The sequence below is a fragment of the Hydrogenophaga sp. genome, assembly GCF_051860785.1.
GTDB lineage: Bacteria > Pseudomonadota > Gammaproteobacteria > Burkholderiales > Burkholderiaceae_C > Hydrogenophaga.
Genome location: NZ_JBIMLB010000001.1, coordinates 174,128 through 198,387, shown reverse-complemented (window position 1 = coordinate 198,387; position 24,260 = coordinate 174,128). Strand labels below are relative to the sequence as shown.

Below are 24,260 nucleotides of genomic sequence, written 5' to 3'. Positions count from 1 at the left end.
AATGCAGCGCCAACACACAGAAAGCAGTGGGGAACCCCGGTGAACGAAGAGCACGGCGACACCCGGTCGGAAGAATCCGTTTCACAAACGGTTTACCGCGAGTTGTTCAATCGCATCCTGACGGGCGAACTGCCGCCCGGCTCCACCGTGAGCGAAAAGCAGCTGGCCGAACTGCTGGGTGTGTCGCGCACACCGGTGCACAACGCCGTGCTGCAGCTTGTGAAGGATGGACTGGTCACGCAGGAGGCCAACCACCGCCCGGTCATCGGGCGCGTGTCCGAGTCCGATGTGGACGAGATCTTCGACATGCGCCGCCTGCTGGAAGGTGAAGCCGCCAGGCGTGCGGCCTCACGCATGGACCGCGCCACCTTGTCCAGGCTGCGTGCTGCGGCAGACCTTCTGGCCAGGCAGGGCCAGCGCCAGGGAGCCCTGGCGCGATGGGCCGATTTTGATGACCTCTTCCACGAAGCCATTGCGGCCGCTTGTGGAAGCCAACGCCTGGCGGCGGACATTCGCCGCTACCGCATGGTGCACCACGCCTTGAACCGCCTTCGCATGACGGAAGACCTGATTCCGCAGGCGCTGCAGGAACACGTTGCCATCCTCTCGGCCCTGGAAGCCCGCGACGCCGACAAGGCCGCCGCCGCGATGGACGACCACCTGAGCGAATGGAAAACCTTCTATCTGCAGCAGTTCGCACAGCGCCAGGCTTCAGCGACCAGAGCGCGCGTGCACTCCGCAAGGCGCGCGGTCGCTCGGCGCTAGCCAGCACTTAACATGGCTGCATGTTCATCAGCAGCCTCGCGCCCGCCACCGCCGCCCTGCTGGCCGACGCCCTCCTCGCCCTGCACGTGGGCATCGTCGTCTTCGTGGTCGGCCTGCTGCCCCTGGTCCTGCTCGGCGGCGCGCTGGACTGGCGCTGGGTGCGCCACTTCGGCCTGCGCCTGACCCACCTGGGCCTGATGGTCTTCATCGCCGGCCAGGCCTGGCTGGGGCAGTTGTGCCCGCTCACGGTGTGGGAGCAGGACTTGCGGCGAATCGCCGGGCAACGGAGCTATGGAGAAAGCTTCATCGAGCACTGGCTGTCGCGCTTGCTGTATTGGGAAGCGCCTTGGTGGGTTTTCGTCGCGGCGTACACCGCGTTCGCGTTGCTGGTGGCGCTGGCGTGGTGGTGGGTCAGGCCCCGGCGCTGAACAACCAGCGCTCCTTATGGCGCAGGTGTGGGCGCCTGCCACCCACCACCGAGCGCGGCCACCAGCGCCATGCTGGCGGCGAGCCGCTCGGCCCTCACGTCGAGCGCGGCGCGGCGCGCGGCCAGTGCCAGGTTCTGCGCCGTGGCCACTTCCAGGAAACTGATCTCGCCCGCCTCGTAGCGAAAGCCCACCACGCGCTCGTTTTCGTTGGCGAGTTCCACCAGGCGCTGCTGCTGCCGTTCCTGCTCGGCCAGCGTGGACACCTGCACCAGCGCGTCCTCGGTTTCGCGCACCGCCGCCAGCACACCGCCGCGCCAGGCCGCCGCCTGCTCGTCGTACGCCGCCGTGAACGCCACCTCGTTGGCGCGGCGCGCACCGCCATCGAACAAGGTGGCCGCCAACTGCGGACCGAGCGACCACACGCGCGCCGGCGCATCGAGCAGCCGCGCCAGGCTGCTGGCCTGCAGCGTGCGGCTGGCGGACAGCGTGAGGTCCGGCAACCAGGCACTTTGCGCCACGCCCAGCCGGGCGTGTGCGGCGGCCAGCTGGCGTTCGGCTGCGGCCAGGTCGGGCCGGCGGCGCAGCAGCTCGCCGGGCAGCGCCGCCGGCACCGGTGGCACGGCGGGCAGCGCGCCTTCGCGCGGGTGGATGGGGTACTCGGTCGGCGTGGAGCCCGCCAGCAAGGCCAGCGCATTGGCTTCGAGCGCGCGCTGCCGGTCGATCGCAAACACCTGCGTGCGCAGCGATTGCAGCTGGGTCTCGGCCTGGATCACATCCGCGCGCGCCACCAACCCCGCTTCGTATTGCAGTTGCGTCACCTGCAGCGAGCGCGCGTAGGCCACGTCGGCCTGGATCTGCAGTGCCCGCAGCGCATCGAGCGCGCGCAGCCGCACATAGCCCTGTGCCGCGGCCAGTTGCAGGGCCAGCCGCGCGGCGTCCACCAGCGCGCCCTGCGCCTCGGCGCCAGCCGCAGCCGCTTCGCGCGTGCGCGCAGCGCGGCCCCACAGGTCCGGCGCCCACGACACGTCGAGGCCGGCCGCGTAGATCTGGCGCGTGCCCGCACCACCCCCCACCGCACCCGCACTGCCACCGCTGCGGGTGATCGACGCGCCCGCGCCCACCTGGGGGAATGACAACGCGCGGGCGGCGTCCACCTGCGCCAGGGCCTGCCGCCAGCGCGCTTCGGCTCCCGCGATGTCGGCGTTGGCTTCACCCACGCGTTCCAGCAGCCGGTCGAGGTCGGCGTCGGCGTACACGCGCCACCATCGCGCATCGATCGTGGCGCTCGGCGCCGTGGGATCTGCCGGCGTGGTGGCGTAGAGGAACGTCGGGGGCAGCGCCATGTCGGGCGAGCGGCGTGCATCGGTACCGGCGCAGGCCGCGAGCAGCAGCACCACGGCAGCGGGTGCGAGACGGTGAAAGGAAAACGGCAGATTCGACATGGGTTCAGGTGACCGTGGCGACCGGCGCTTCTTCGCGCCACACCAGGCGGCGCAGGCGCTCCAGCGCAAGATAGACCACGGGCGTGGTGTAGAGCGTGAGCAGCTGGCTGACGGCCAGGCCGCCGATGATGGCGATGCCGAGCGGGCGCCGCAGTTCGGAGCCTTCCCCGAGGCCCAGCACCAGCGGCACCGCGCCCAGCAGCGCGGCCAGGTTGGTCATGAGGATGGGGCGCAGGCGGCGCAGCGCGGCTTCGTGAATCGCGGCCTGCGGCGCCAGCCCACGCGTGCGTTGCGCGGTGAGCGCGAAGTCGATCATCAGGATGGCGTTCTTCATCACCACCCCGATCAGCAGGAACAGTCCCAGCAGCGCGATCAGGCTGAACTCGGTGTCCGATATCCGCAAGGCGAGCAGCGCCCCCACGCCGGCCGAAGGCAGTGTCGACAAAATGGTCAGCGGGTGCAGCAGGCTCTCGTACAGCATGCCGAGCACGAGGTAGACCGTGACCAGCACGGCCAGGATCAGCCAGGGCTGGCGCTTGAGCGTGGCCTGCAGGCTGTTGGGGTCGCTGCTGCGCTCGCCGGTGGAGATGCTGGTGGGCAGCAGCAGGCTCTGGACGGCGCGATCGATCGCCTGCTGCCCCTGCTGCTGACTCACGCCGGGCGCGAGCGCGTAGCTGATGCTGGCCGATGCGAACTGCGCGTCGTGCTGCACGCGATCGCGCGTGAGGCCATAGCTCCAGGACGCAATGGCCGAGAGCGGCACGCGCTGGCCGGCGTCGTTGAGCAGGTCCACCTGCGCGAGCGCGGAAGGCTCGCTGTTGCCGTTCGGGTCGGCCTCCATCACCACGCGGTACTGGTTCAGCGGGTCGTACAGCGTGGCCACCTGCCGCTGCGAGAACGCGTTGTTCAGCGCCGTCGTCACCACGTCCATGCGCAGGCCGAGGCGGCGCGCGGCCTCGCGGTCCACGTCCAGCACCACCTGCTGCGCGTCTTCGCCCGCGCCGAAGTCCACGTCCTTCAGCTCGGGCAGTGCGCGCAGCGCCTCGCCCACCCGCCGGGTGTTGCCCCGCAGGTCCTGCAGCGAATCGGAGCGCATCACGAACACGTATTCGCCATCGCCACCGCCGCTGGCCAGGCGGATGTCCTGGTCGACCGACATGTAGAGCACACCACCCGGCATGGGCGGCGCGGTGGCGCGCAGGCGGGCCACCACCGCCTGCGCCGACTCACCGCGTTCGGCCAATGGCTTCAGGCGGATGCGGAACCACGAGTTGCTGATGCCATGGCGCCCGCCGCTGGAGCCGGCCACGTCGGCCACCGCCGGATCGGCCACGAGGATGCGCCGGTAGGCCTCGGCCTTGGACTGCATGCCCTGGAACGAGAAGCCATCGTCGCCGCGCACGAAGCCGCCGAGCTGGCCGTTGTCCTGCTGCGGCAGCATGCCCTTGGGGATGGCCACGTAAAGCCAAACATTCAGCGCCACCGTGCCCGCCAGCAGCAGCAAGGTGAACACGCGGTGGCGCAGCGCAAAGCCCAGGCTGCGCGCGTAGCCCGACTGCACATCGGCCAGCAGGCTGGCGATGAAGCGCGCCACCGGGCCGGGCTCCCGCGTGCGGTGGCCGGCGGGCAGGCCGTGGGCGCACAGCGCGGGCGTGAGCGTGACCGACACCGCCAGCGAAATCAGCATGGCCGCCACCAGCGTGATCGAGAACTCGCGGAACAACCGCTCGACCACACCACCCATGAACAGGATGGAGAGGAACACCACGATGAGCGCGAGGTTCATGGCCAGCAGCGTGAAGCCGACCTCGCCTGCGCCCTTCATTGCCGCGCGCCAGACCGTGCGCCGCCCCACCTCGCGCTGGCCCGCCGCGGCCTGCGCGACGCGCGCCTGCTCGATGTGGCGCTGGATGTTCTCCAGTACCACGATGGCGTCGTCCACCACGAGGCCAGCGGCCACGATCAGCGCCATGAGCGACAGGTTGTTGAGCGAGAAGCCCTGCCACCACATCACCGCGAACGAACCGATCAGCGCCACCGGCAGCGCCAGCGCCGGAATGAGCGCGGTGCGCAGGCTGGCCAGGAAGCCCCACACCACCAGCATCACCAGCACGCCCGAGAGCACCAGCGTGAAGCGCGCTTCGCGCAGCGTGGCGCGCACGCTGGACGAGCGGTCGATCACTGTCTTCAGCTCGGTGTCGGCCGGGAGCAGCGCGCGCAGCTGTGGCAACTCGGCCTGGATGGCATCGATGGTCTCCACGATGTTGGCGCCCGCGCGCCGGCTGATCATCAGCAGCACGGCAGGCTCGTTGTTGTGGTAGCCGCTGGTGAAGCGGTTCTCCACCGAATCCGTGACCTCGGCCACGTCGGCCAGGCGCACCAGCACGCCGTCCTGGTGGCGCACCACGAGCGATTCGAAATCGGCCGCCGTGCGCAGCGGCGCGGGCAAGGCGATCTGCCAACGCTGCCCGCCCTGCTCCACCTGCCCCAGCGGGCGCCAGGCATTGGCGTCGGCGATGGCGCGGCGCACGTCGTCGAGCGACATGTTGCGGTGCGCCAGCGCGTCGGGCCGCGCCTGAACCCGCACCGCCGGCAGCGAGGCCCCTTCCACCGAGACCTCGCCCACGCCCACGATCTGCGCCAGCTTCTGCGCCAGCACGGTGGAGGCGTTGTCGTACAGCGCCGAAGGCGGCAGGCGCGGCGAAGACAAGGCCAGCGCCATGATGGGCGCCTGCGACGGGTTGATCTTGAAGTAGGTGGGGTTGCCCGTCATGCCCGAAGGCAGCTGCCCGCGCGAGGCATTGATGGCGGCCTGCACCTCGCGCGCGGCTTCGTCGATGTCGCGCGTCAGGTCGAAATTCAGCGTGACGTTGGTGCTGCCCTGGTTGCTGCTGGAGCGGATGCTGGTCACGCCCGCGATGCTGCCCAGCGCGCGTTCGAGCGGCGCGGCCACGGTGGCGGCCATGCTTTCGGGGCTGGCGCCGGGCAGGCTGGCGCGCACCTGGATCACCGGGAAATCCACACGCGGCAGCGGCGCCACCGGCAGCAGGCGCAAGGCCAGCAGGCCGGCCAGCACGATGCTGATGGCCAGCATGCAGCTGGCCACGGGCCGGCGGATGAAGAAGCGGGCCAGCGCGTTCATGGGTTGGACGCGGCACCTGCGCGCCGGCGCGTCAGGCGATCGAACGCCAGGTACACCACCGGCGTGGTGAACAGCGTGAGCACCTGGCTCACGATCAGCCCGCCCACCATGACGATGCCCAGCGGCTGGCGCAATTCAGCGCCCGAGCCGCTGGCCAGCATGAGCGGCACGGCGCCGAACAGCGCGGCCAGCGTGGTCATGAGGATGGGGCGGAAGCGCAGCAGCGCGGCGCGGTGGATCGCCTCGCGCGGCGACAGGCCCAGGCGGCGCTGCGCGTCGAGCGCGAAGTCCACCATCATGATGCCGTTCTTCTTCACCAACCCGATCAGCAGCACGATGCCGATCACCGCGATCAGGTCCAGCGGCCTGCCTGCCAGCAGCAGCGCGGCCAGCGCGCCCACCGTGGCCGAGGGCAGCGTGGAGAGGATGGTGAGCGGGTGCACCGCGCTCTCGTACAGCATGCCCAGCACCAGGTACATCACCACCACCGCAGCCAGGATCAGCCACAGCGTGTTGGCCAGCGAGGTGCGGAAACCTTCGGCCGCGCCCTGGAACGCCAGCTCCACCGACACCGGCAACGCCACCTGCGCCTGCACGGCCTGGATGGCCGCGACCGCCTCGCCCAGCGAATAACCGGGTGCGAGGTTGAACGACAGCGTGACCGCCGGGAACTGGCCCTGGTGATCAATGGCCAGCGGCGCGCGCCGCTCCACCGCGCGCGCCACGGCCGACAGCGGCACCGGCACGGCGGCCGCACCACCGGTGGCCGGCTTCACGAACACACCCTCCAGCGCCTGCAGGCCACCGAGCTTCGCGTCGTCCGTCTCCAGCACCACGCGGTACTGGCTGGCGTGCGTGAACAGCGTGCTCACCTGCCGTTGGCCGAACGCGCTCTGCAGCGCCGAAGCGATGTCGCTCATGCGCAGGCCCAGCCGCGCGGCGGCGTCGCGGTCGATTTCCAGGAAAGCCTGCAGGCCTTCGCGCTGCAGGTTGCTCGCCACGTCGGCCAGCTCGGGCCGTTCGGTCAGGGCCTGCAGCATGCGGCCGGTCCAGTCCGACAGCAGGGTGCGGTCGGGCGAGCTGAGCGTGAACTGGTATTGCGTGCGGCTGATGCGGTCTTCCATGCCCAGTTCCTGCACCGGCTGGAACCAGGCCTCGATGCCGCTCACTTCGCGAGCACGCGTGCGCAGCCGTTCGATGAGTTCACTGGCCGACACCGAACGATCGGCATGCGGCGCCAGCGTGAGCAGCATGCGCCCGCTGTTGAGCGTGGCGTTGCTGCCGTCCACGCCGATGAAGGACGACACGCTGTGCACCGGCGACTCTTCGAGCAGCACCTGGGCCAGCGCCTGCTGCCGCTCGGCCATGGCGCCGAACGACACGCTCTGCGGCGCCTCGGTCACGACCTGGATGGCGCCCGCGTCCTGCACGGGGAAGAAGCCCTTGGGCACCCAGAGGTACAGCAGCGCCGTGAGCACCAGCGTGGCGGCCAGGGCCAGCAGCGCCAGCGGCTGGCGCGCCAGCACCCAGTCGAGCCCACGGCCATAGCGCTCGATGGTGCCGCTCAGCCAGTCTTTCTGCGCGCCGTGGCTGGCCGGCCGGGGCAGCATGCGCGCGGCCATCATGGGCGTGAGCGTGAGCGAGACCACGAGCGAAATGCCGATGGCCACCGCCAGCGTGACCGCGAATTCGTGGAACAGCCGGCCCACCACGTCGGCCATGAACAGCAGCGGGATCAGCACCGCCACCAGCGAGACCGTGAGCGAGACCAGGGTGAAGCCGATCTCGCTCGCGCCCTTGAGCGCGGCCTCCATCGGCCCGGCGCCGGCCTCGCGGTGGCGCGCGATGTTTTCCAGCATGACGATGGCGTCGTCCACCACGAAGCCGGTGGCGATGGTGAGCGCCATCAGGCTCAGGTTGTTGAGCGAATAGCCCAGCAGGTACATGGCCGCGAAGGTGCCCACCAGCGAGAGCGGCACCGCCACGCTGGGAATGAGCGTGGCCGGCAGCGTGCGCAGGAAAACGAAGGTGACCAGCACCACCAGCGCAATGGCAAACAGCAGTTCCTTCTGCACGTCGCGCACGGAAGCGCGGATGCTCTCGGTGCGGTCCGACACCACCTGCACCTTCACCGTGGCCGGCAGCGTGGCCGTTAGCTGCGGCAGCAGCGCGCGCACCTGGTCGGCCACGGCGATCACGTTGGCACCGGGCTGGCGCTGGATGTTGAGCAGCACCGCAGGCGCGAGACCGCAGCCACTGGCCTGCCCCTCGGCACAGGCCATGCCGGCCCAGGCCGCCAGGAAGCGGTCTTCCGCGCCCTCTTCCACCTGGGCCACGTCGGCCAGGCGCAGGGGCGCGCCGTTGCGCCAAGCCACGATGAGGCGGCGGTACTCGGCGGCCGATCGCAGCTGGTCGTTGGCGTCCAGCATGGTGCTGCGCAGCGCGCCATCGAAACTGCCCTTGGGCTGGTTGTTGTTGGCCGCCGCAATGGCCGTGCGCAGCTCTTCCAGCGTGAGCCCGTTGGCCGCCAGCGCGCGGCTGTTGGCCTGCACGCGAATGGCCGGGCGCTGCCCACCCGCCAGGCTGACCAGGCCCACGCCCTGCAGGCGCGAGAGCTGGCCGGCCATGCGCGTGTCCACCAGGTCCACCACGCGCGGCAGCGGCAGCGTTTCGGAGCCAATGGCCAGCGTGAGGATGGGCACGTCCGCCGGGTTCACCTTGCGGTAGATCGGCGGCGCGGGCAGGTCGGACGGCAGCATGCTGTTGGCGCTCTGCAGCGCGGCCTGCACGTCCTGCTCGGCCACGCCCAGGTTCACCTCCAGCGCGAACTTCATGGTGATGACCGAAGCGCCGCCTGCGCTGGTGGACGACATCTGCACCAGCCCCGGAATCTGCCCCAACCGGCGTTCCAGCGGCGCGGTGACGGTGCGCGCGGTCACGTCCGGGCTGGCGCCGGGCTGGAAGGTGAACACCTGGATGACCGGGTAATCCACCTGCGGCAGCGCCGACACAGGCAACTGCCGCCAAGCCAGCAGCCCAGCGATCAGCATCGCCAGCATCAGCAGCGAGGTGGCCACCGGCCGCAGGATGAAAGGGCGCGAGAGCGAGAGCGGCGCGGCGGCGGACATGGCGCCCTTCGTCAACGCGCCGGGGCGGAGGCTGGCGCAGCAACAGCAGGTGCAGCGGCTTCCGGCGCCAACGGCGAGGCGGCCGGCAACTGCGCCGGCTCCGGCTGCTGCACGATGTTCGCCGCGCGGCCATCCTCCAGCCGGTCCAGCCCTTCGAGCACCACCGGTTCACCGCTGGCAATCCCTTGCAGCACCACGGTGCGTCCGCCGCTCGCCGGGCCCAGCGTGAGCGTGCGCACCCGGGCCTTGCCATCGGCGATCACATACACATAGCTGCCGCGCGAGCCGTGCTGCACCGCGTCGGTGGGAATGGTCACCACCCCGGGCAGCGTGCGCAGCGCCAGCCGCACGTTCACGAACTGGTTGGGAAAGAGCGCGTCGTCCGCGTTCTCGAAGCGTGCCTTGAGCCGCAGCGTGGCCGTGGCCGCGTCGATCTGGTTGTCCAGCGTGTCCAGCCGGCCCACGGCCAGGCGCGTGCGGTTGTCGCGGTCCCAGGCCTCGGCCCTTGGCGGGTTGTTGCCCGTATCGTGCGCGGCGCGCACATCGGCCACCTGCGGCTCGGGCACGCTGAACGCCACCGAAACCGGCTGCGTCTGCGTCAGCGTGAACAGGCCATTGGCATCGTTCGCCGCAATCAGGTTGCCCGCATCCACCCGGCGCAAGCCCACCCGCCCGGCGATGGGCGCGGTGATGCGCGTGTAAGAGAGTTGCAGCTTCGCGTTGTCCACCTGCGCCTCGTCGCTCTTGAGCGTGCCCCGCAGCTGCTGCACCAGCGCGGCCTGCCTGTCCAGCACCTGGCGGGCCACCGCGTCGCGCTTGAACAGCATGTCGTAGCGCGCCAGCTCGCTCTCTGCATTGCGAAGCTGGGCCAGGTTCTGCTGCTGCTGGCCCTGGGCCTGCGCCAACGCCACGCGCAAAGGCTCAGGATCGATCTCGGCCAGCAACTGGCCCTTGGTCACCTTCTGCCCTTCGCGCACCAGCACCCGCGCCAGCTGCCCAGCCACCCGGCTGCGCACCGTGACCGTGTTGTAAGGCGTCACCGTGCCCACGGCCCGAGCCTGCACGGTGAAGTCTTCGGTGCGCGCGGTTTCCACCCGCACGGGGATGGGAATGCTCCAGGGGCCGGGGGTGTTGGGCGGCGGTGGCGGTGGCCGAAGCAGGAACCACCAGGCGGCGAAGCCGGCGCCCAGCAGCAGGGCGACCCAGAGCGCGCGGCGCGGCCAGGGGGACTTGCGTGCGGCGGAGGGTTGGGCCGGATCGTGGGGGTCGGACTGCATGGGCGAACGGAGAGGAGGTGCGGACAGGAAAGGATGAGGCGCCATCCCGTCTTCTGGCAACGCCTGCCATGGCCATGATAAACAGTCGCCCCCGGTTCAGCCGCCTTGCCGGCCTGGCTCGGTGTCCTGTTGGCGGTCTCTCGCTGCGATATGACTGAACTGCCGAAAACGTGCTTCCACGCCCGGGCTGCGGAACAAGGTATCCAGTTGCTGGCCCCAGGGTGTCGCGACCACCTCCTTGAGCATCACCAGGCCCACGGAATGCTTGACCACCGGGTCCACCAACGGCCGGACCGACAGACCCCAGATCCCCGGCAACGAAGAGATGCTGCTCCTCGGGACAATGGCAGAACAGAGACCACTCTCCACGTGGGTCAACAGTGAGAGGATCGAATCACCCTCCAGCCGGACCGTCGGTTTGAGACCGAGGTCTTCGAACACCTTGTCCACCAGACGCCGGTTCAGCATTTCCGGCGACAGCAATGCCAGGGGCAGCGTGGCCGCATGGGCCCAGCTGACCGGGCGCGAGGGCGTTCCGGCATTCCGGGCGGGCGAGACGAGGCAGTATGTCTCCTCGTAAAGGGCGTACTGCACCATATCGCGAAGCATTTCAGGCACCAGGTAAACGATTCCCGCGTCCAGCTTGCGCTCGCGGATGCCACGCGCCACGAAATGCATGTCGCCCACCTCGACCACCAGCGAAGCCGCAGGGCTCTGCTCGATGACCAGCGCCGACAGCAGCGGCGCCACAAAGGTGGTGATCGGAATGATCCCGATGACGAACCGCCGCCGTGCATCCGGGCGGCAGCGATCAACCATCTCTCGCAGGTCGCCCATGGCGCGCAGCACGCGCCGCCCCTGCTGCGTCACGGCCTCACCCGCCGGTGTGAACCCCTCGAAATTGCGCCCTCGCACCACCAGCCGGATGTCCAGTTCGCGCTCCAGCGCGGCAATGCATTGAGACAGCGAGGGCTGAGACATGCCCAGCTTCTTGGCCGCAGCGCCGAAGTGGTGGGTTTCCTCCAGCATCAGCAGACATTCGATGCCTCGAATCATCGGGGGGCGCCCGTGCGGATGTGAGCCGTGGTCATGACCGTCACCTGCAATTTGTGTACCAAAGCACGGCGCGGAGGCACGCGGGCTTGATAGGCCAGATGCATCAACACGGCGCTTCGGCGAGCGCGCCTCGCACCATCGATGTGCACGCCGCCCTGGATCGATAAGTCCGGACCTATCACTCATAAGCCCGTTTTTCGCGGCTCGCACCGGCTTTCCCGGCCCGGGGATTCAACGCCTTTCATAGGTGAACAGGGCGCGAAACGCTGGCCTGCCTGTGCCCTGCCTCCGCCGCGGCGGCTTGCAACTTGCGATGGATGGGCCTGAAACGATTCGGTGTGGCACGCACGCAGATGGTGCCTACCCAGAGCCCGACACGCTGGACAACGCAAACGGACAGATGAACAGATGAACATGCGCACGACGCCTTCCCTCACTCACAGAGCTCGTGCAGCCTTGCTCGCCATCGCCTTCCTGCTCGCCTTGCTGCTCGTGTGGCAAGCACTGGTCGGCGGCTCTGGCGATGCGGGAGCCAGCATGGATGCGGAATACGCAGCCATGATGGGCGCGGCAGCCAAGGGAGGCTCTGCCTTGCCCACGCCAGGTGATGTGGGCCGCGCCATCGCCGGGCACCTGGCGAGCCCCTTGCAATACCCTGGCACACAGCAACCGGGTCTCCTGCTGCACGTGGGGTACAGCCTGGTGCGCGTGCTGATCGGCTTCAGCCTGGCCGTGGCCGTGGCCGTTCCTCTGGGCTTCCTCATCGGCATGTCACCCACCATGCACGGCGCGCTGGATCCTTTCATCCAGGTGCTCAAGCCCGTCTCGCCCCTGGCCTGGCTGCCACTGGCGCTCTACACCATCAAGGACGCCCAGACCTCCGCGATCTTCGTCATCTTCATCTGTTCAATCTGGCCCACGCTGGTGAACACCGCCTTCGGTGTGATGCGGGTGCGCACGGAATGGATCAACGTCGCACGCACGCTGCAGACCAGCCGCCTGCGCCTGGTGCGGCGCGTGCTGCTGCCCGCAGCGCTGCCCACGGTCCTGGCCGGCATGCGCATCTCCATCGGCATTGGCTGGCTGGTGATCGTGGCCGCCGAAATGCTGGTGGGCGGCACCGGGATCGGCTACTTCATCTGGAACGAATGGAACAACCTGCAGATCGCCAACATCATCGTGGCGATCCTCGCCATCGGTCTCGTGGGCGTGGCGCTTGACGGGATGCTGGCCGCGCTGGGCCGCCGATTCTCCTACGCAGAATGATGACCCATCCCACCTCCTCCCCACTGCAGCCGCTGCTGCGGATCGAAGGCATCGCCAAGGCCTACGATGCGCGGCAACCGGTATTCGACAACCTCTGGTTCGATGTCTTCCCAGGCGAATTCATCTGCCTGATCGGACACTCGGGTTGTGGCAAGACCACCATCCTCAACATCCTGGCGGGCCTGGACCAGCCGACATCAGGCGATGTGCTGCTCGATGGCAAGCAGCTCGACGGCCCTCATCTCGATCGAGCAGTGGTGTTCCAGAGCCACGCACTGCTGCCGTGGATGACGGTGCTCGAGAACATCGTGTTCGCGGTGCAGAGCCGGTGGCCGCAATGGCCGCAGGAACAGACCCTGGCACACGCCCGGCGCTACCTGGAGCTGGTGCATCTGACCAGCGCCGAGCGCAAACGGCCTGCCGAACTCTCTGGCGGCATGCGCCAGCGGGTGGGCATCGCGCGAGCGCTCTCCATCGAGCCCAAGATCCTGCTGCTCGACGAACCCTTCAGCGCGCTGGATGCGCTGACACGCGGCAAGCTGCAGGACGAACTCGTGAGCATCTGCCGAGAGCGGCGGCAGACCACTTTCATGATCACGCACGACATCGACGAGGCCATCCTGCTGGCCGACCGCATCGTCCTGATGACCAGCGGGCCCGGCGCCCGCATCTGCGAGATCGTCGAGAACACCCTTCCCGTGATTCGCGCCCGCTCGGATGTGCACCGGCATGCCCACTACACGCCCATGCGAAATCACCTGCTCGAATTTCTGGTCAATCGCTCGGAACAAGCGGCCGAACCCCAGCCGTTGCACCAGGACCTCCGGCGACCACCGGTCGTACGGCCCCAGCTGAACTCGCTCCCGAGCAGCGTCTGAACCCCATCGCCATTCCTCCATCTTGCAAAGGAAACCCCATGAACCCAGACCACACCCCTCTCTCCGATGAAGGGCGCACCCGCTACCAGGCGCTTTGTCCATGCGGAGCTCATTCCTCGATGGAAGCCCACCGGGCCGAACTGGGCGACGCCATGCCCGCCCAAAGCTACGTGGGCGAGGAGAACTTCATCGACCGCAGCGTGGAAAGCGCGGTGGTGAAGGCGCTGTTTCCCGACGACCAGCTTCGCCGGGGCTTTCTCAAGGCGGTGGGTGCGCGCACCGCCCTGGCCGCCATCGCCAGCGTGTTTCCGCTGGGCATGGCACAGGCCATTGCGAAGGAGACCGGCCCGCTGGAGAAGAAGGAACTCACGCTCGGCTTCGTGCCCATCACCTGCACCATTCCCATGTTGCTGGCCGATGCCATGGGTGAATATCAGAAGGAAGGCCTGAGCGTGAAGCTGATGCGCACGCCGGGCTGGTCACTGGCGCGCGACAACCTCGTCAACGGCCAATACGACGCTTCGCACATGGTGCTGGCCCTGCCCATGACGATGTCCCTCGGCGTCGGTGCCGCGCCGGTGAAGACCTACACCTCACTGGTGCAGAACATCAACGGCGACGCGCTGACGCTGCACGTCAAACACAAGGACCGGCGCGATCCGAAGACCTGGAAGGGCTTTCGCTTCGGCATCCCGCACGACCATTCCATCCACGCCATGCTGCTGCGCTACTACCTGGCCGAGCATGGCCTGGACCCGGACAAGGACGTCGAGCTGCGCGTGTTCCCGCCGCCGGACTCCGTGGCCAACATGGCCGCCGGCAACCTCGATGGCATGTTCTTCGCCGAACCCTGGAACCAGCGCGCCGTGTTCGAAGGCGTGGGCTTCCTGCAAGCCCTCTCGCGCGACATCTTCCCCGACCATCCGTGTTGCGTGCTGTCGGTCACCGACAAGTTCATCACCGAAGCCCCGAACTCGTATGGCGCGATGTTCCGCGCCGTGGCGCGTGCGGCGGCCTATGCCGACAAGTATGAGAACCGCCAGAACGTGGCCGACCTGATGGCGCCGCGCGAGTACCTGAACCAGCCGCTGCCCGTGCTGCAACAGGTGCTGCTGGGCCGCTACGCCGACGGGCTGGGCAAGGTGGTCGAGCGGCGGGACCGCATCGGCTTCCAGTCGCTGCCACAGGAGTCCACCGCCATATGGGTGCTCACGCAACTCAAGCGCTGGGGCATCGTCCCGGCCCAACTGGACCTGACCGCCGTCGCGCGCGAGGTGTTCCGTTCCACCGACGCGCGCCAGCGCATGGAGGCCATGGGCCTGGCGGTACCACCCCGCTCGACACGCCACACCGTGATGGGCAAGGTGTTCGACGCCACCAGGCCGGACGAGTACGTCAAGAGCTTCGACATCCGCCGCAGCTGAAAGGAGCCAGACATGAGGGGCTACCACGACATCGGCGGCAACCATGCCGGCCCGATCGAGAAGATCGAACTTCCCTGGCAACACTGGGAAAAGCAGGTGGAGGCGATCCGCAACCTGCTGGGCGACGCCACGCGCCGCGTGCTTTCGCTGGACGAACTGCGCCTGGGTTTCGAGAGCTTCGGCGAAGACAAGTACCAGCGCTACTCGTTCTACCGTCGGCGCCTCGAAGCCATGATCGACACCCTGCAGAAAAAAGGGCTGATCACACGCGACGAGGTGATGCAGGAGCTCGAGCGGACCCGCGCCCACTGGGGTGAAACCGATCCCTGCCGCTGAACGATGGTCGATTCCACGCTCATACCCGTGCGGTTTCAGGTCGGCGATGCCGTCGAGGTGCTGGACCTTGGCAAGGCCGGCCATGTGCGCACACCGTTCTATGTGCGCCACCGGCAAGGCGAGGTGCTGCAGTTCTGCGGCTACTTCCTGAACCCGGAAGCGCTTTCGGTCGGCGATGTCTCGGGGCCCCTGGTGCCGCTGTACCGCGTGCGCTTTCGCATGAAGGACCTGTGGCCCGACGAGGTCCGCTCCGACAGCGACGTGCTGTGCATCGAGATCTACGACCACTGGCTTCAGCCAGCCACCCCATCGAACACGAGGACAGACCATGAACACCCACAGCCCTGACTCGCCACACGACCACGACCACGACCACAGCCATGATCACCACGATCACGATCACCACGACCACCACGTTCCGCCCCTCGTGGTCGAGGACGAGGCCGGCAACCTCGAAGGCCAGCATATGGTGGACGCCCTGCAGGCCCTGCTGATCCGAAAGGGCATCCTGTCGGCTGGCGAAGTCACGCTGGAGATCCAGAACATCGAAGCCCCCGGCACCCACCTGGGCGCGAAGATCGTGGCCCGCGCTTGGGTCGATCCTGCGTTCAAGGCGCGCCTGCTGGAAAACGGCAAGAACGGCGCGTCCGAACTCGGCATCAAGATCGGTGAGGCGCAACTGGTCGCGGTGGAGAACACCGCCGAGGTGCACAACCTGATCGTGTGCACCCTGTGCTCCTGCTACCCGCGCTCGATCCTCGGCCAGCCCCCTTCGTGGTACATCAGCAAGGCCTACCGCGCACGCGCCGTGCGCGAACCGGCCGCCGTGCTGCGCGAGTTCGGCCTCACGCTGCCGCCAGGCACCGCCATCCACGTGCACGACAGCAACGCCGACATGCGCTTTCTGGTGCTGCCGCTGCGCCCACCGGGCACCGAGCACCTCGATGAAGACGGCCTGCGCGCCATCGTCACCCGCGACAGCATGATCGGCGTGGCACAAGCCACCGCCGGAGCCACGGCATGAGCGCGCGCCCACCGCCGCTGGGCCAGTTGCCGCCCGATGCCCTGGAGGCAATGCGCCACCGGGTGGACGCCTTCCACGACATGCTGCTCGGCTGGCTGGACATGCCGGGCATCACGCTGGCCTGCGGCCGCTGGAGCGGCGGGGCGATCTCGGAACTGGTCCCTGGCGATGGCGCCTGCCTGCTGCCCCAGCGGTACGACGGCATGTTCATCGGCGTGCGAGAGCTGCGGCTGACTGGCGTGCCCCACCACCTGCACATCGACCTCGGGCGTGTGGAGCGTTTCCGCTTCACGCTCGCACCCAGCGTCTGCCTGGGCTTCAAGCCCTCTTTCGAGGTGCGCCTGCTCACCAGCGAGGGTGAGTGGCTGCTTTCGCTGATGCTGACCACGCCCTACGACGGCGACTCGCTCAACCTCGGTGCAGCGAGCCGATTCCTGAAGCGGGCCTGCGCACAACTGCGCCGCCACCCTGGCCTGACCGACATCGTGGTGGAGGAGCCGGTGCGCGGCACCCCCATGGGCATGGCCCTGCTGCCACTGCTGCGCGAGCACGCCGGTGTTGAAGCCCAGGACTGGGACGAGGTGCTGCGCGCACTCCACCCCCGCGCCGCGCCGCCCGTGGCGCGGGGCGACGATCCCATCGTCCTGCCGCTGCTGCGTGCGGCCCTGGCACTTCCCGATGCCACGCTGGTGATTCACCGAGACCAGGTGCTGGTGGAGTTCCAGACCGAAAGGCTGGACGGCGTGCACCGCTTCGAAGAACACGGCCACGTGTCCTGGCAGATCGGTGCCCAGCACGAACACCACTGCCACCTTCGGCTGGCGTCCGTGAAAGACGTGCAGTTCTCGGCCCAGGCATCGCCCTGCCAGGGCGGCGGACTGAACTACACCCTGTGGTTCCAGACGGCCGAATCCAGCGGCAACCCGTTCCGGCCCCGGGGCTACTTTTCCGTGACGCTGAACCGCCCGTATGCACACGGACAACCCCGCCTCGAAGTCATCCAGCCGATGCTGGACCTGTATCGCCGCTTCGAAGGCGCCCCCTGGGTCTCTGCCGACGAGGCTTTCCTGCGCGTGCTGGCCGAAGGCCCACCCGCGCGCCCCACACGAACCCCCCACCTTCTGGAGCAAACACCATGAGCGGACTCAGCGGCTTGAACAAATCCCCCAACGGCGTGGTCGTCGGGCTCGTGCAACTGCAACTGCCGGTGGTGGAAACCACCGAACAACTCGCGCGCCAGACCCAGCGCATCGTGGACATGGTGGGCAAGGCCCGGCGCAACAACGCCGGCATGGACCTGGTGGTGTTCCCCGAATACGCGCTGCACGGCTTGTCGATGAACACCAGCGCAGAGCTGATGTGCTCGATGGACGGACCCGAAGTGGCCGCCTTCAAGGCGGCCTGCGTGGAGCACAGGCTGTGGGGCTGCTTCTCGTTGATGGAATACAACCCCAACGGCAACCCCTACAACACCGGCATCGTCATCAACGACCAGGGCGAAGTGGCCCTGTACTACCGCAAGCTTCACCCCTGGGTACCGGTCGAAGCCTGGGAACCGGGCAACGTCGGCATCCCCGTGATCGACGGCCCCAAGGGCATCAAGCTCGCGCTCATCATCTGCCACGACGGCATGTTCCCCGAAATGGCCCGTGAGTGCGCCTACAAGGGCGCCGAACTGATGCTTCGAACCGCCGGCTACACCCCACCGATCCGCCACGCCTGGAAGATCACCAACCAGGCCAACGCCTTCCAGAACCTGATGGTCACGGCCAGCGTCTGCCTGTGCGGCAGCGACGGCAGCTTCGACTCCATGGGCGAAGCCATGTTCTGCAACTTCGACGGCACCGTGATGGTCGAGGGCGGCGGACGGGCCGACGAAGTCATCACCTGCGAGGTGCGGCCCGACCTGGTGCGCGAGGCACGCCAGCACTGGGGCGTGGAAAACAACCCCTATCAACTGTGGCACCGAGGCTATGTGGCGGTCAAAGGCGGCGCCATGGACTGCCCCTACACCTTCATGCACGACATGGTGAACGGCAACTTCACCCTGCCCTGGGAAGCCCAAGTGGTCCACACCGACGGCACCTCCTGCGGCTTTCCACCACCGACGCGGGTGCACGCACTAGACAACATGCCGGTCGGGACCACGAAGACTTGAATCTAGCGGATGCTCCAGGGACCGGGGTGCTAGGCGGTGGCGGTGGGCGCAGCAGGAACCACCAGGCGGTAAAGCCTGCCCCAGGAGCAGGCACAACCAGGAGACGCGGCGCCTGCTTCCCGAGCTGTCCCAACGCCAGGCGGCATCATTCGTCCCGAAGAAAACCTTATTCCTTGACACATCTCGCTCCACGATAATTCGCGCATGAGTTGCAGAATCATTGCCGTGGGGAAGCGCCGAGATGGCGGAACTCGCTATTGGTGCTTGGAGCACCACGCCAACGCTACAGCCAAATACGGAGTGGCCGCGGACAAATGCGTGGCGGCTGACGATCCGCCGATCAAGGCTGAAGAGACACTGCACCTGGATTTCGCGGACTACCCTGGCGGAATTGCCCTATGGGGTTCTGTCCCCGCGGTCTACGACACAACTACCCAGCCCACCGACCGCGGCATTCACGTTCACGCTAGGTCAACCAAGGGAGGCTTAAAGGATATTGATTGGACTTACCGACGGCTGCGGATCCCACATCGCGCGGACTTGCTCTCCGACGGCTGGGTCGACGTCGATGAGATTGACGCCATTAATTACATGGTTTCGCACGTCTTCGGATTCGAGACCATTCCCGTCAATTGCATCTACTGCGGTTTCCCGCATCTGGACCGCGACTGGTTCGCAGTGCATCTACATCGCAAGCACCAGTGCCATGGCTGTGGTCGCCAGTTCTCCGACACGGCTGCTGGCGTCGGCAATCCCATCGCCGAACTGCGCCACGTGCTCGGCGCGAAGCCCACAAGGAAGCGCAAGGCTCCGGATTCGATTTCGATTAAGCAACGCGACTTTCCGGGCGGCATACAAATATGGGGGTCGAACCCGGCAATCCTTTGGACGTCGAACGAACCCGAGATGACGGGCATCCATCTGCATGCTTTCAAGACAAGCGAACAGGCAATGCCCGATGTCGATGAGACTTACGCGAAGGTGACAATCGATGGGATCAAATTGGACCCGGAGCAGGTTAGAACCTACATGGCCCAATCGGCTATGCCGCATCTCGAAGGCCGCGTGATTGATCTCTTTTGCTCGCACTGCGGTAAGCCACACTTCGAGCATGGCGAGCACGCATTTACCCCGCACATCGACCACGAGTGTCACTCGTGTGGGGAGACATTCCAGGCCTCGGGCCAGATGAAAAAGACAATCGGCAACCCGTTTGTAGGCGTGCGTAAGAAGCTGGCCTTGAACGCCACCGGAGCGGTGCGCGAGGACAAATTGGGGCTGCGCCCTGAGACGATCTAGCTAGGGCTTGAAGTCGGCAAGCGACAGGTTGGGCAGAAAGCCACCAAGGCGCTTCATCTGCTGATAGGCATCGAATGCCTCTTCATGGGTGACCAGTCCTGCGACTACCGCATCGCGAAGAAGGCCAACGGACCCTGTCACGCGAGCGGCTCCGATCTCGCGCTCGATCACCTTGCGAGCGGCCCCGTCGTCGCAGGCGACCGAGCAACCCTGCGTCTTCGCGGCCAGGATACATTCAGTCTCGCCCGGACCCAATCCCCAAACAGCAAGTGCGTTCGCATATTCCTCGGCATCGATCACAGTGTCATCCACCCAATCGATCTCCCTACGCTTCACGGCAGCCTTGATCGACTTGGCGACGGTGCGCGACTCGCGCATGACCTCAGGGCTTATTTGAAAAGTCCTGTCCGGAAGGGAGAGGACTTCGGCGAGGACGTGGCCGTTGTCTAGGTTGATCAATGTGGATGCGTCGAGGATGACGATCACGCGGGGATTTCCGAGTTCGCGACCACGATGGCCGAAACCGGAACGTTCAGCAGTTCCGCAGCTCTGCCCAGCGAAAGCTTGCCGGCTCTCACTTTCGCCGCGGCGGAATGCATGAGAGCCGGGGTGGTTTCGATCACAAGGTCTTGTCGCACCGGCACACCGACGTCGGCGGCGAACTTCTCGGGGTTCTTGAAATCGTCCTGCAAGCGTTGGTAAAAGGCGCGCGCGCCACTGGCGGGCAACAAGCCAAAGGTTTCGAAGCGCCTAGCGGCAACCTCGAAACTGACGTGAAACAGATGAGCGATCCAGGCGATTTCCGCGGCCCCTAAGGGCTGTTGAGAGATACCGAGGTGTTCGCGCACGACTTTCAAGGCCCTAAGCACACCGTGCCGGGGTAGCAGAATCGCGGAGGCGAACGCATCGGCAAACTTCTCTTCAGTGCGCCGGGGACTGCGCGACCAGTCGGCCTCCTTATCCAAGTGGGCGTAGCCTTGTCCGCGCTGGTCGTGGTGAGCAACTAGGTGCCCAAGCTCATGGGCAACCGTGAAGAGCATCCGCGGCTTGAAAGTGCGCGGACCAATGATCACAATCGCGTGGCCCTCAACGATCGCCGAGACTCCTTCGACAGTAGGGTCGCGCGAAAACATAAGCAACACGCCCATGGCGGCGAGCACTTGCGCCAAATCCGGGAAGGGCTCGAGGTCGTCGATGCCTCCGAACTTCTGACGAAACAGGTCTGCAAATGCGGATGCGTTGACGGGAACTGGCTCCATTCCAGTGAAGAGGTCCAACCACGCCAAATCCGAGGGTAGCCCATGCGCGATGGAAAGCGCGTCGCGAACTTGCGCTGATAGCACATCGACATGAGATGCGACCTCGACAGCTTCGCGCTGCTCTAAAGTCTGCCGAAACAGCATCTTGATCGGCTCAGCCTCCTCTTGCTCCCGCTCTATCAGGCTTGAAACCGGGACCTGCAATGCCTTGGCGATACCACGCATCTCTCCAAGCGTTGCCTTTGCGCCATCCGCGATCTGCTGAAACCTCTTGGGAGTCATGCCAGCCCTTTCGGATGCCTTCTCCACTGTCAGGTTCTTACTCGCCATGTGAGCGGCGATGTTGGTCACCTGCGAGCCTCTCGCTTGATGTCATCAAGAGCGCGCAGCAATTGGTCAACCTGCGCGTTGGACAGCTTGCGACCGCGCCCGACCACCTGCTGCATGCGATAGCCAGGCACGTCGAAGATATTCGACAGAATGCCGACAGACCGGTCGCGGCCAATCTCGACCTCCCTGGGAGTCTCAAGCATCACCGGGTTTTTGCCCAAGATGTAGTTCTTGATGCGGCTCTCAAATTTTTCGCGATCCCGCTTGTCGTGGTCGTCAAGCGGGTGCTGAGTCCCGTCCGGCAGGGCGATGATGTTCCCGGCACGCTGTTTCCCATCGAAGTGCAGCGCGTTCTCAGGACGATGTCGTAGAGCCTCAAGCTGGTCCTCTAGCTTCTTATCGATTTGCATACCTCCGATAACGTATTGGGGAATGGTTCGCCCGCGGCTTCCACTGATCACGAAGATGTGGTCCCCAGGCTTCACCATGCGCCTCAGGTCTGGCCTGCACGTGCCCATCGAGGGCCTCGAAGAGCTGAGCATTGGATCCACGAGGGAGAGCCCGGCTCCGGGGTCGGATCCAGGCGACACGAAGATGTAGCTAGACATGGCTCTCCTTTGCTCAAATAGAACTGTATTTTTAATCAGTATAGATTTTTGTCAAGAAGCTATTGAGGGCTGGCGGCTACAGATTCAAAAAGGGGGCTTTCGCTCTTCTGCAATCAAGGAGTGCCTGTAGGATGCCCGTTTGTGCAGTTTTAGGGAGCCTGGAAGGATGTTGACTGACTTGATGAACCCGTCTACTTGGTTCGCGGTTGGCGACCAGTACCAGCCTCACCGGTCATCTCGATCGCCTTCACCACTCACCAGTCTCCTCAAGCACAAAGTCCCGCTGCGCGGTCGTGCCTCGAACCAAATCCTCCACCTGCCCCCCCATCTCCCCATTCAGCGCCCGCATCAACGACCCCAGCCTCTCACCGCTCACCAAGCCACCCCAGCCCTCCTGGCCGAATCTCTAATCAACGAGGTGGCCTGAGCATGTCTTTCGTAGGCGAAGCCACCGACGCGTTCGGCCTACTGGGCAAAGCGTGCAACCTGCTTCGCGATCGACTGGACCCAGCCCGCGCTCAGGCCAAGCGCCTCATCGAGGCCTTCGAGGCCTACGGCATTGCCCGCCAGCAAATCCCCCGCCTTCTGCCGCCCGAGCTGAAGCTACCCAACGCCGCGTTTTCAACACCAGACAAGCTGAAAGACAAGGTCACGCCGGAACTGCTGAACTGGGCCGCAGATCATCTGGCCATCAGTCGCTCTTGGCTCGACCTCGTCGAGCAAGCGCCCCACTTGCTGGAGGACCACTACAAGGCGCCGGTGGGCTATCGAGATTGGCTGGCTAACCGACTTAATTTAGCGCCGAACGTCACCCGCTTCCTCCTGGTCTGGAAACCATGGGGCCAAGAGATTCCCAGCGGCCACGGACCTCTTTGTTTGATCTACGAGGAGACATCAAATGGCCTGGACGGGTCAGAGTTCACCCGCTACTGGCTGCTGTCTGACCACTGGAGTCTTCACCACGCTCCTTGCCTCGAAAACCTGCTCGCCGCGATCGCGCTGGCCCGCTCACTGGGCATCTGGGTGTTGGGAAGCGATGTGCCAATAGCACAGCTCCAGCAGTTGGAGGCGGGCAAGAAGCTCATTCCTGAAGTCGCGAACTGCCGTCGTGGCGGTTGGCATCCAGAAGACCTAATCAATCCCCTTCCAGACCGAGACACGGAATGGCGCAAAGCCCTTTGGGGTGGAGCCCAGAGGTATCTCGCCCGTCACGGCATCGACGGCACTAACGTCAACCTTGATCGGTCTGCAACGAAGAACACCGAGTCCGTGAAGTAGCTGGCCCCAAGACAAAGCGCCCACCACACGAGAAAAAGAGGAAAGAGATGCCCATTCAGCACGCCATATGGCAAGTCGGCTTGCAGCCACAACCGCTCTCCACCGGCAAATTGCCCAGCGAACAGTTGTTAGAAGAAATGATCGTGCGCGACCCACGCATCTTGTCCAACGAATGGATGTTGATCGGTCGACAGGAGATCACAACCTTTGGTGGCCGCATCGACCTACTGGCCATCGCGCCTGACGGATCGTTAGTCTTGATTGAGCTGAAACGCGACCGCACACCACGAGAAATCGTGGCCCAAGCGTTGGACTACGCGTCTTGGTTGCAAGACCTAACAGCCGACAAGCTGGTGCAGATTTACGGTCGTTTTTCCAGCGGTGGCAGTCTGGAAGAAGCGTTTTTGAATCGCTTTGGCGCACCCTTGGACGAAGACTCTCTTAACCAAACTCATCAGATCATCATCGCTGCCGCAGAGCTTGACCCGTCCACCGAACGGATCGTTGGCTACCTCAATGAGCGCGACATCCCGATCAACGTCATCTTCTTTCAGGTGTTCCATCATGGCGAACACCAACTGTTGAGCCGCACTTGGCTGATTGACCCTGGTGAGACGCAAGCCAACGCTGCGGTTGGAAAGAGCAACGTTGGGGAGAAGGAGCCCTGGAACGGTGAGTACTACGTGTCGTTCGGCAACACCTTTAGCCGCAGCTGGGATGACGCACGCAAATACGGCTACATCAGCGCAGGTGGCGGCACCTGGTACAGCCAGACGCTCAAGATGCTGTCGCCCGGCGACAGGGTTTGGGTCAACATTCCCAAGAAGGGGTATGTGGGTGTCGGCATCGTTGAACAAGCCGTTCAACCCGCCAGCGAGTTCACCGTGATGACGGATCACGGTGAACAGTCCGTCATGGATGTGGTCGAGCACGGTGCTAAGTACAAGGCGTTGGCGGACACACCAGAGTTGAGCGAGTACTTTGTCAAGGTGAGGTGGATCGACACCCTGGAGGCGAGCAAGGCCTTCAATGAAGTCGGCCTCTTTGGAAATCAGAACACGGTGTGCCAGCCAACAACCCCCAAGTGGCGACACACGGTGGAGAGGTTGAAGCAAGTTTTCTCGACGCCGAGCGCTTTAAGGTAACCGTCCTCACATCAACT

The 24,260-nt window shown here is 65.8% G+C and carries 21 protein-coding genes; 13 read left to right on the top strand and 8 right to left on the bottom strand.

What is annotated here, in order from left to right; all coding sequences use genetic code 11:
- Positions 1-39: 39 nt before the first annotated feature.
- Together ACTIF6_RS00930 and ACTIF6_RS00925 are read left to right on the top strand one after the other, a co-directional pair.
- The gene (locus tag ACTIF6_RS00930; RefSeq protein WP_439586124.1) at positions 40-765 is read left to right on the top strand and encodes a GntR family transcriptional regulator; all 726 of its coding nucleotides are present in this window, start codon (positions 40-42) and stop codon (positions 763-765) included.
- A 20-nt stretch (positions 766-785) separates the two neighbouring features.
- A complete protein-coding gene (locus ACTIF6_RS00925) occupies positions 786-1,193 on the top strand; it encodes a DUF2784 domain-containing protein (RefSeq protein WP_439586123.1) in 408 nt (135 codons plus the stop codon).
- A gap of 14 nt (positions 1,194-1,207) precedes the next feature.
- Here the strand turns inward: ACTIF6_RS00925 and ACTIF6_RS00920 are convergent, their stop codons facing one another.
- The 5 genes from ACTIF6_RS00920 to ACTIF6_RS00900 all read right to left on the bottom strand — a co-directional run bounded on the left by ACTIF6_RS00920 (position 1,208) and on the right by ACTIF6_RS00900 (position 11,238).
- Positions 1,208-2,635: an efflux transporter outer membrane subunit gene (locus ACTIF6_RS00920; RefSeq protein WP_439586122.1), complete on the bottom strand. Its 1,428-nt coding sequence runs from the start codon at positions 2,633-2,635 to the stop codon at positions 1,208-1,210.
- A 4-nt stretch (positions 2,636-2,639) separates the two neighbouring features.
- Positions 2,640-5,777: an efflux RND transporter permease subunit gene (locus tag ACTIF6_RS00915; protein ID WP_439586121.1), complete on the bottom strand. Its 3,138-nt coding sequence runs from the start codon at positions 5,775-5,777 to the stop codon at positions 2,640-2,642.
- Positions 5,774-8,905 (bottom strand): efflux RND transporter permease subunit, encoded by a 3,132-nt coding sequence (locus ACTIF6_RS00910; RefSeq protein ID WP_439586120.1) that lies wholly within the window; start codon positions 8,903-8,905, stop codon positions 5,774-5,776. Before ACTIF6_RS00910 ends, ACTIF6_RS00915 begins: the two co-directional genes overlap by 4 nt.
- An 11-nt stretch (positions 8,906-8,916) precedes the next feature.
- Entirely contained in the window at positions 8,917-10,182 is a 1,266-nt protein-coding gene (locus tag ACTIF6_RS00905) for an efflux RND transporter periplasmic adaptor subunit (protein ID WP_439586119.1), read from the bottom strand.
- 96 nt (positions 10,183-10,278) lie between these two features.
- Positions 10,279-11,238, bottom strand: a complete 960-nt coding sequence (locus tag ACTIF6_RS00900; protein WP_439586118.1) for a LysR family transcriptional regulator — start codon at positions 11,236-11,238, stop codon at positions 10,279-10,281.
- Positions 11,239-11,652: 414 nt separating this feature from the next.
- Here ACTIF6_RS00900 and ntrB point away from each other — a divergent pair, with 414 nt between their 5' ends.
- From ntrB to ACTIF6_RS00855, 9 genes are all read left to right on the top strand, one after another.
- Positions 11,653-12,504, top strand: a complete 852-nt coding sequence (gene ntrB, locus ACTIF6_RS00895) for a nitrate ABC transporter permease (RefSeq protein ID WP_439586117.1) — start codon at positions 11,653-11,655, stop codon at positions 12,502-12,504.
- On the top strand, positions 12,501-13,382 hold the full coding sequence (locus ACTIF6_RS00890) for an ABC transporter ATP-binding protein (RefSeq protein ID WP_439586116.1): 882 nt from the start codon (positions 12,501-12,503) through the stop codon (positions 13,380-13,382). Before ntrB ends, ACTIF6_RS00890 begins: the two co-directional genes overlap by 4 nt.
- A 38-nt stretch (positions 13,383-13,420) precedes the next feature.
- Positions 13,421-14,806: an ABC transporter substrate-binding protein gene (locus tag ACTIF6_RS00885; protein WP_439586115.1), complete on the top strand. Its 1,386-nt coding sequence runs from the start codon at positions 13,421-13,423 to the stop codon at positions 14,804-14,806.
- Between the two features lie 12 nt (positions 14,807-14,818).
- Positions 14,819-15,142, top strand: a complete 324-nt coding sequence (locus tag ACTIF6_RS00880; protein WP_439586114.1) for a hypothetical protein — start codon at positions 14,819-14,821, stop codon at positions 15,140-15,142.
- Between the two features lie 3 nt (positions 15,143-15,145).
- Entirely contained in the window at positions 15,146-15,490 is a 345-nt protein-coding gene (locus tag ACTIF6_RS00875) for an SH3-like domain-containing protein (protein ID WP_439586113.1), read from the top strand.
- A complete protein-coding gene (locus ACTIF6_RS00870) occupies positions 15,471-16,166 on the top strand; it encodes a nitrile hydratase subunit alpha (RefSeq protein ID WP_439586112.1) in 696 nt (231 codons plus the stop codon). The genes ACTIF6_RS00875 and ACTIF6_RS00870 overlap by 20 nt, the downstream gene beginning before the upstream one ends.
- Positions 16,163-17,305, top strand: a complete 1,143-nt coding sequence (locus ACTIF6_RS00865; RefSeq protein ID WP_439586111.1) for a hypothetical protein — start codon at positions 16,163-16,165, stop codon at positions 17,303-17,305. The genes ACTIF6_RS00870 and ACTIF6_RS00865 overlap by 4 nt, the downstream gene beginning before the upstream one ends.
- The gene (locus tag ACTIF6_RS00860) at positions 17,302-18,324 is read left to right on the top strand and encodes a formamidase (RefSeq protein WP_439586110.1); all 1,023 of its coding nucleotides are present in this window, start codon (positions 17,302-17,304) and stop codon (positions 18,322-18,324) included. Before ACTIF6_RS00865 ends, ACTIF6_RS00860 begins: the two co-directional genes overlap by 4 nt.
- Positions 18,325-18,642: 318 nt before the next feature.
- On the top strand, positions 18,643-19,623 hold the full coding sequence (locus ACTIF6_RS00855) for a hypothetical protein (RefSeq protein ID WP_439586109.1): 981 nt from the start codon (positions 18,643-18,645) through the stop codon (positions 19,621-19,623).
- Here the strand turns inward: ACTIF6_RS00855 and ACTIF6_RS00850 are convergent, their stop codons facing one another.
- The 3 genes from ACTIF6_RS00850 to ACTIF6_RS00840 are packed head-to-tail and all read right to left on the bottom strand — an operon-like array spanning position 19,624 to position 21,622.
- Positions 19,624-20,109 (bottom strand): hypothetical protein, encoded by a 486-nt coding sequence (locus ACTIF6_RS00850; protein ID WP_439586108.1) that lies wholly within the window; start codon positions 20,107-20,109, stop codon positions 19,624-19,626.
- Positions 20,106-21,233, bottom strand: a complete 1,128-nt coding sequence (locus ACTIF6_RS00845) for a helix-turn-helix domain-containing protein (protein ID WP_439586107.1) — start codon at positions 21,231-21,233, stop codon at positions 20,106-20,108. Before ACTIF6_RS00845 ends, ACTIF6_RS00850 begins: the two co-directional genes overlap by 4 nt.
- A complete protein-coding gene (locus tag ACTIF6_RS00840; protein ID WP_439586106.1) occupies positions 21,230-21,622 on the bottom strand; it encodes a hypothetical protein in 393 nt (130 codons plus the stop codon). The genes ACTIF6_RS00845 and ACTIF6_RS00840 overlap by 4 nt, the downstream gene beginning before the upstream one ends.
- A gap of 627 nt (positions 21,623-22,249) precedes the next feature.
- Here ACTIF6_RS00840 and ACTIF6_RS00835 point away from each other — a divergent pair.
- Complete coding sequence (locus tag ACTIF6_RS00835) at positions 22,250-23,098, top strand: hypothetical protein (protein ID WP_439586105.1); 849 nt, start codon at positions 22,250-22,252, stop codon at positions 23,096-23,098.
- A 47-nt stretch (positions 23,099-23,145) separates the two neighbouring features.
- The gene (locus tag ACTIF6_RS00830; RefSeq protein ID WP_439586104.1) at positions 23,146-24,243 is read left to right on the top strand and encodes an endonuclease NucS domain-containing protein; all 1,098 of its coding nucleotides are present in this window, start codon (positions 23,146-23,148) and stop codon (positions 24,241-24,243) included.
- Positions 24,244-24,260 lie beyond the last annotated feature (17 nt).

What these genes read in the sequence shown, in the direction of transcription:
- ACTIF6_RS00925 (WP_439586123.1), top strand. Translation starts at nt 786, where the DNA reads ATGTTCATCAGCAGCCTCGCGCCCGCCACCGCCGCCCTGCTGGCCGAC.
- ACTIF6_RS00920 (WP_439586122.1), bottom strand. Translation starts at nt 2,635, where the DNA reads ATGTCGAATCTGCCGTTTTCCTTTCACCGTCTCGCACCCGCTGCCGTG.
- ACTIF6_RS00915 (WP_439586121.1), bottom strand. Translation starts at nt 5,777, where the DNA reads ATGAACGCGCTGGCCCGCTTCTTCATCCGCCGGCCCGTGGCCAGCTGC.
- ACTIF6_RS00910 (WP_439586120.1), bottom strand. Translation starts at nt 8,905, where the DNA reads ATGTCCGCCGCCGCGCCGCTCTCGCTCTCGCGCCCTTTCATCCTGCGG.
- ACTIF6_RS00905 (WP_439586119.1), bottom strand. Translation starts at nt 10,182, where the DNA reads ATGCAGTCCGACCCCCACGATCCGGCCCAACCCTCCGCCGCACGCAAG.
- ACTIF6_RS00900 (WP_439586118.1), bottom strand. Translation starts at nt 11,238, where the DNA reads ATGATTCGAGGCATCGAATGTCTGCTGATGCTGGAGGAAACCCACCAC.
- ntrB (WP_439586117.1), top strand. Translation starts at nt 11,653, where the DNA reads ATGCGCACGACGCCTTCCCTCACTCACAGAGCTCGTGCAGCCTTGCTC.
- ACTIF6_RS00890 (WP_439586116.1), top strand. Translation starts at nt 12,501, where the DNA reads ATGATGACCCATCCCACCTCCTCCCCACTGCAGCCGCTGCTGCGGATC.
- ACTIF6_RS00885 (WP_439586115.1), top strand. Translation starts at nt 13,421, where the DNA reads ATGAACCCAGACCACACCCCTCTCTCCGATGAAGGGCGCACCCGCTAC.
- ACTIF6_RS00880 (WP_439586114.1), top strand. Translation starts at nt 14,819, where the DNA reads ATGAGGGGCTACCACGACATCGGCGGCAACCATGCCGGCCCGATCGAG.
- ACTIF6_RS00875 (WP_439586113.1), top strand. Translation starts at nt 15,146, where the DNA reads ATGGTCGATTCCACGCTCATACCCGTGCGGTTTCAGGTCGGCGATGCC.
- ACTIF6_RS00870 (WP_439586112.1), top strand. Translation starts at nt 15,471, where the DNA reads ATGAACACCCACAGCCCTGACTCGCCACACGACCACGACCACGACCAC.
- ACTIF6_RS00865 (WP_439586111.1), top strand. Translation starts at nt 16,163, where the DNA reads ATGAGCGCGCGCCCACCGCCGCTGGGCCAGTTGCCGCCCGATGCCCTG.
- ACTIF6_RS00860 (WP_439586110.1), top strand. Translation starts at nt 17,302, where the DNA reads ATGAGCGGACTCAGCGGCTTGAACAAATCCCCCAACGGCGTGGTCGTC.
- ACTIF6_RS00840 (WP_439586106.1), bottom strand. Translation starts at nt 21,622, where the DNA reads ATGCAAATCGATAAGAAGCTAGAGGACCAGCTTGAGGCTCTACGACAT.
- ACTIF6_RS00835 (WP_439586105.1), top strand. Translation starts at nt 22,250, where the DNA reads ATGTCTTTCGTAGGCGAAGCCACCGACGCGTTCGGCCTACTGGGCAAA.
- ACTIF6_RS00830 (WP_439586104.1), top strand. Translation starts at nt 23,146, where the DNA reads ATGCCCATTCAGCACGCCATATGGCAAGTCGGCTTGCAGCCACAACCG.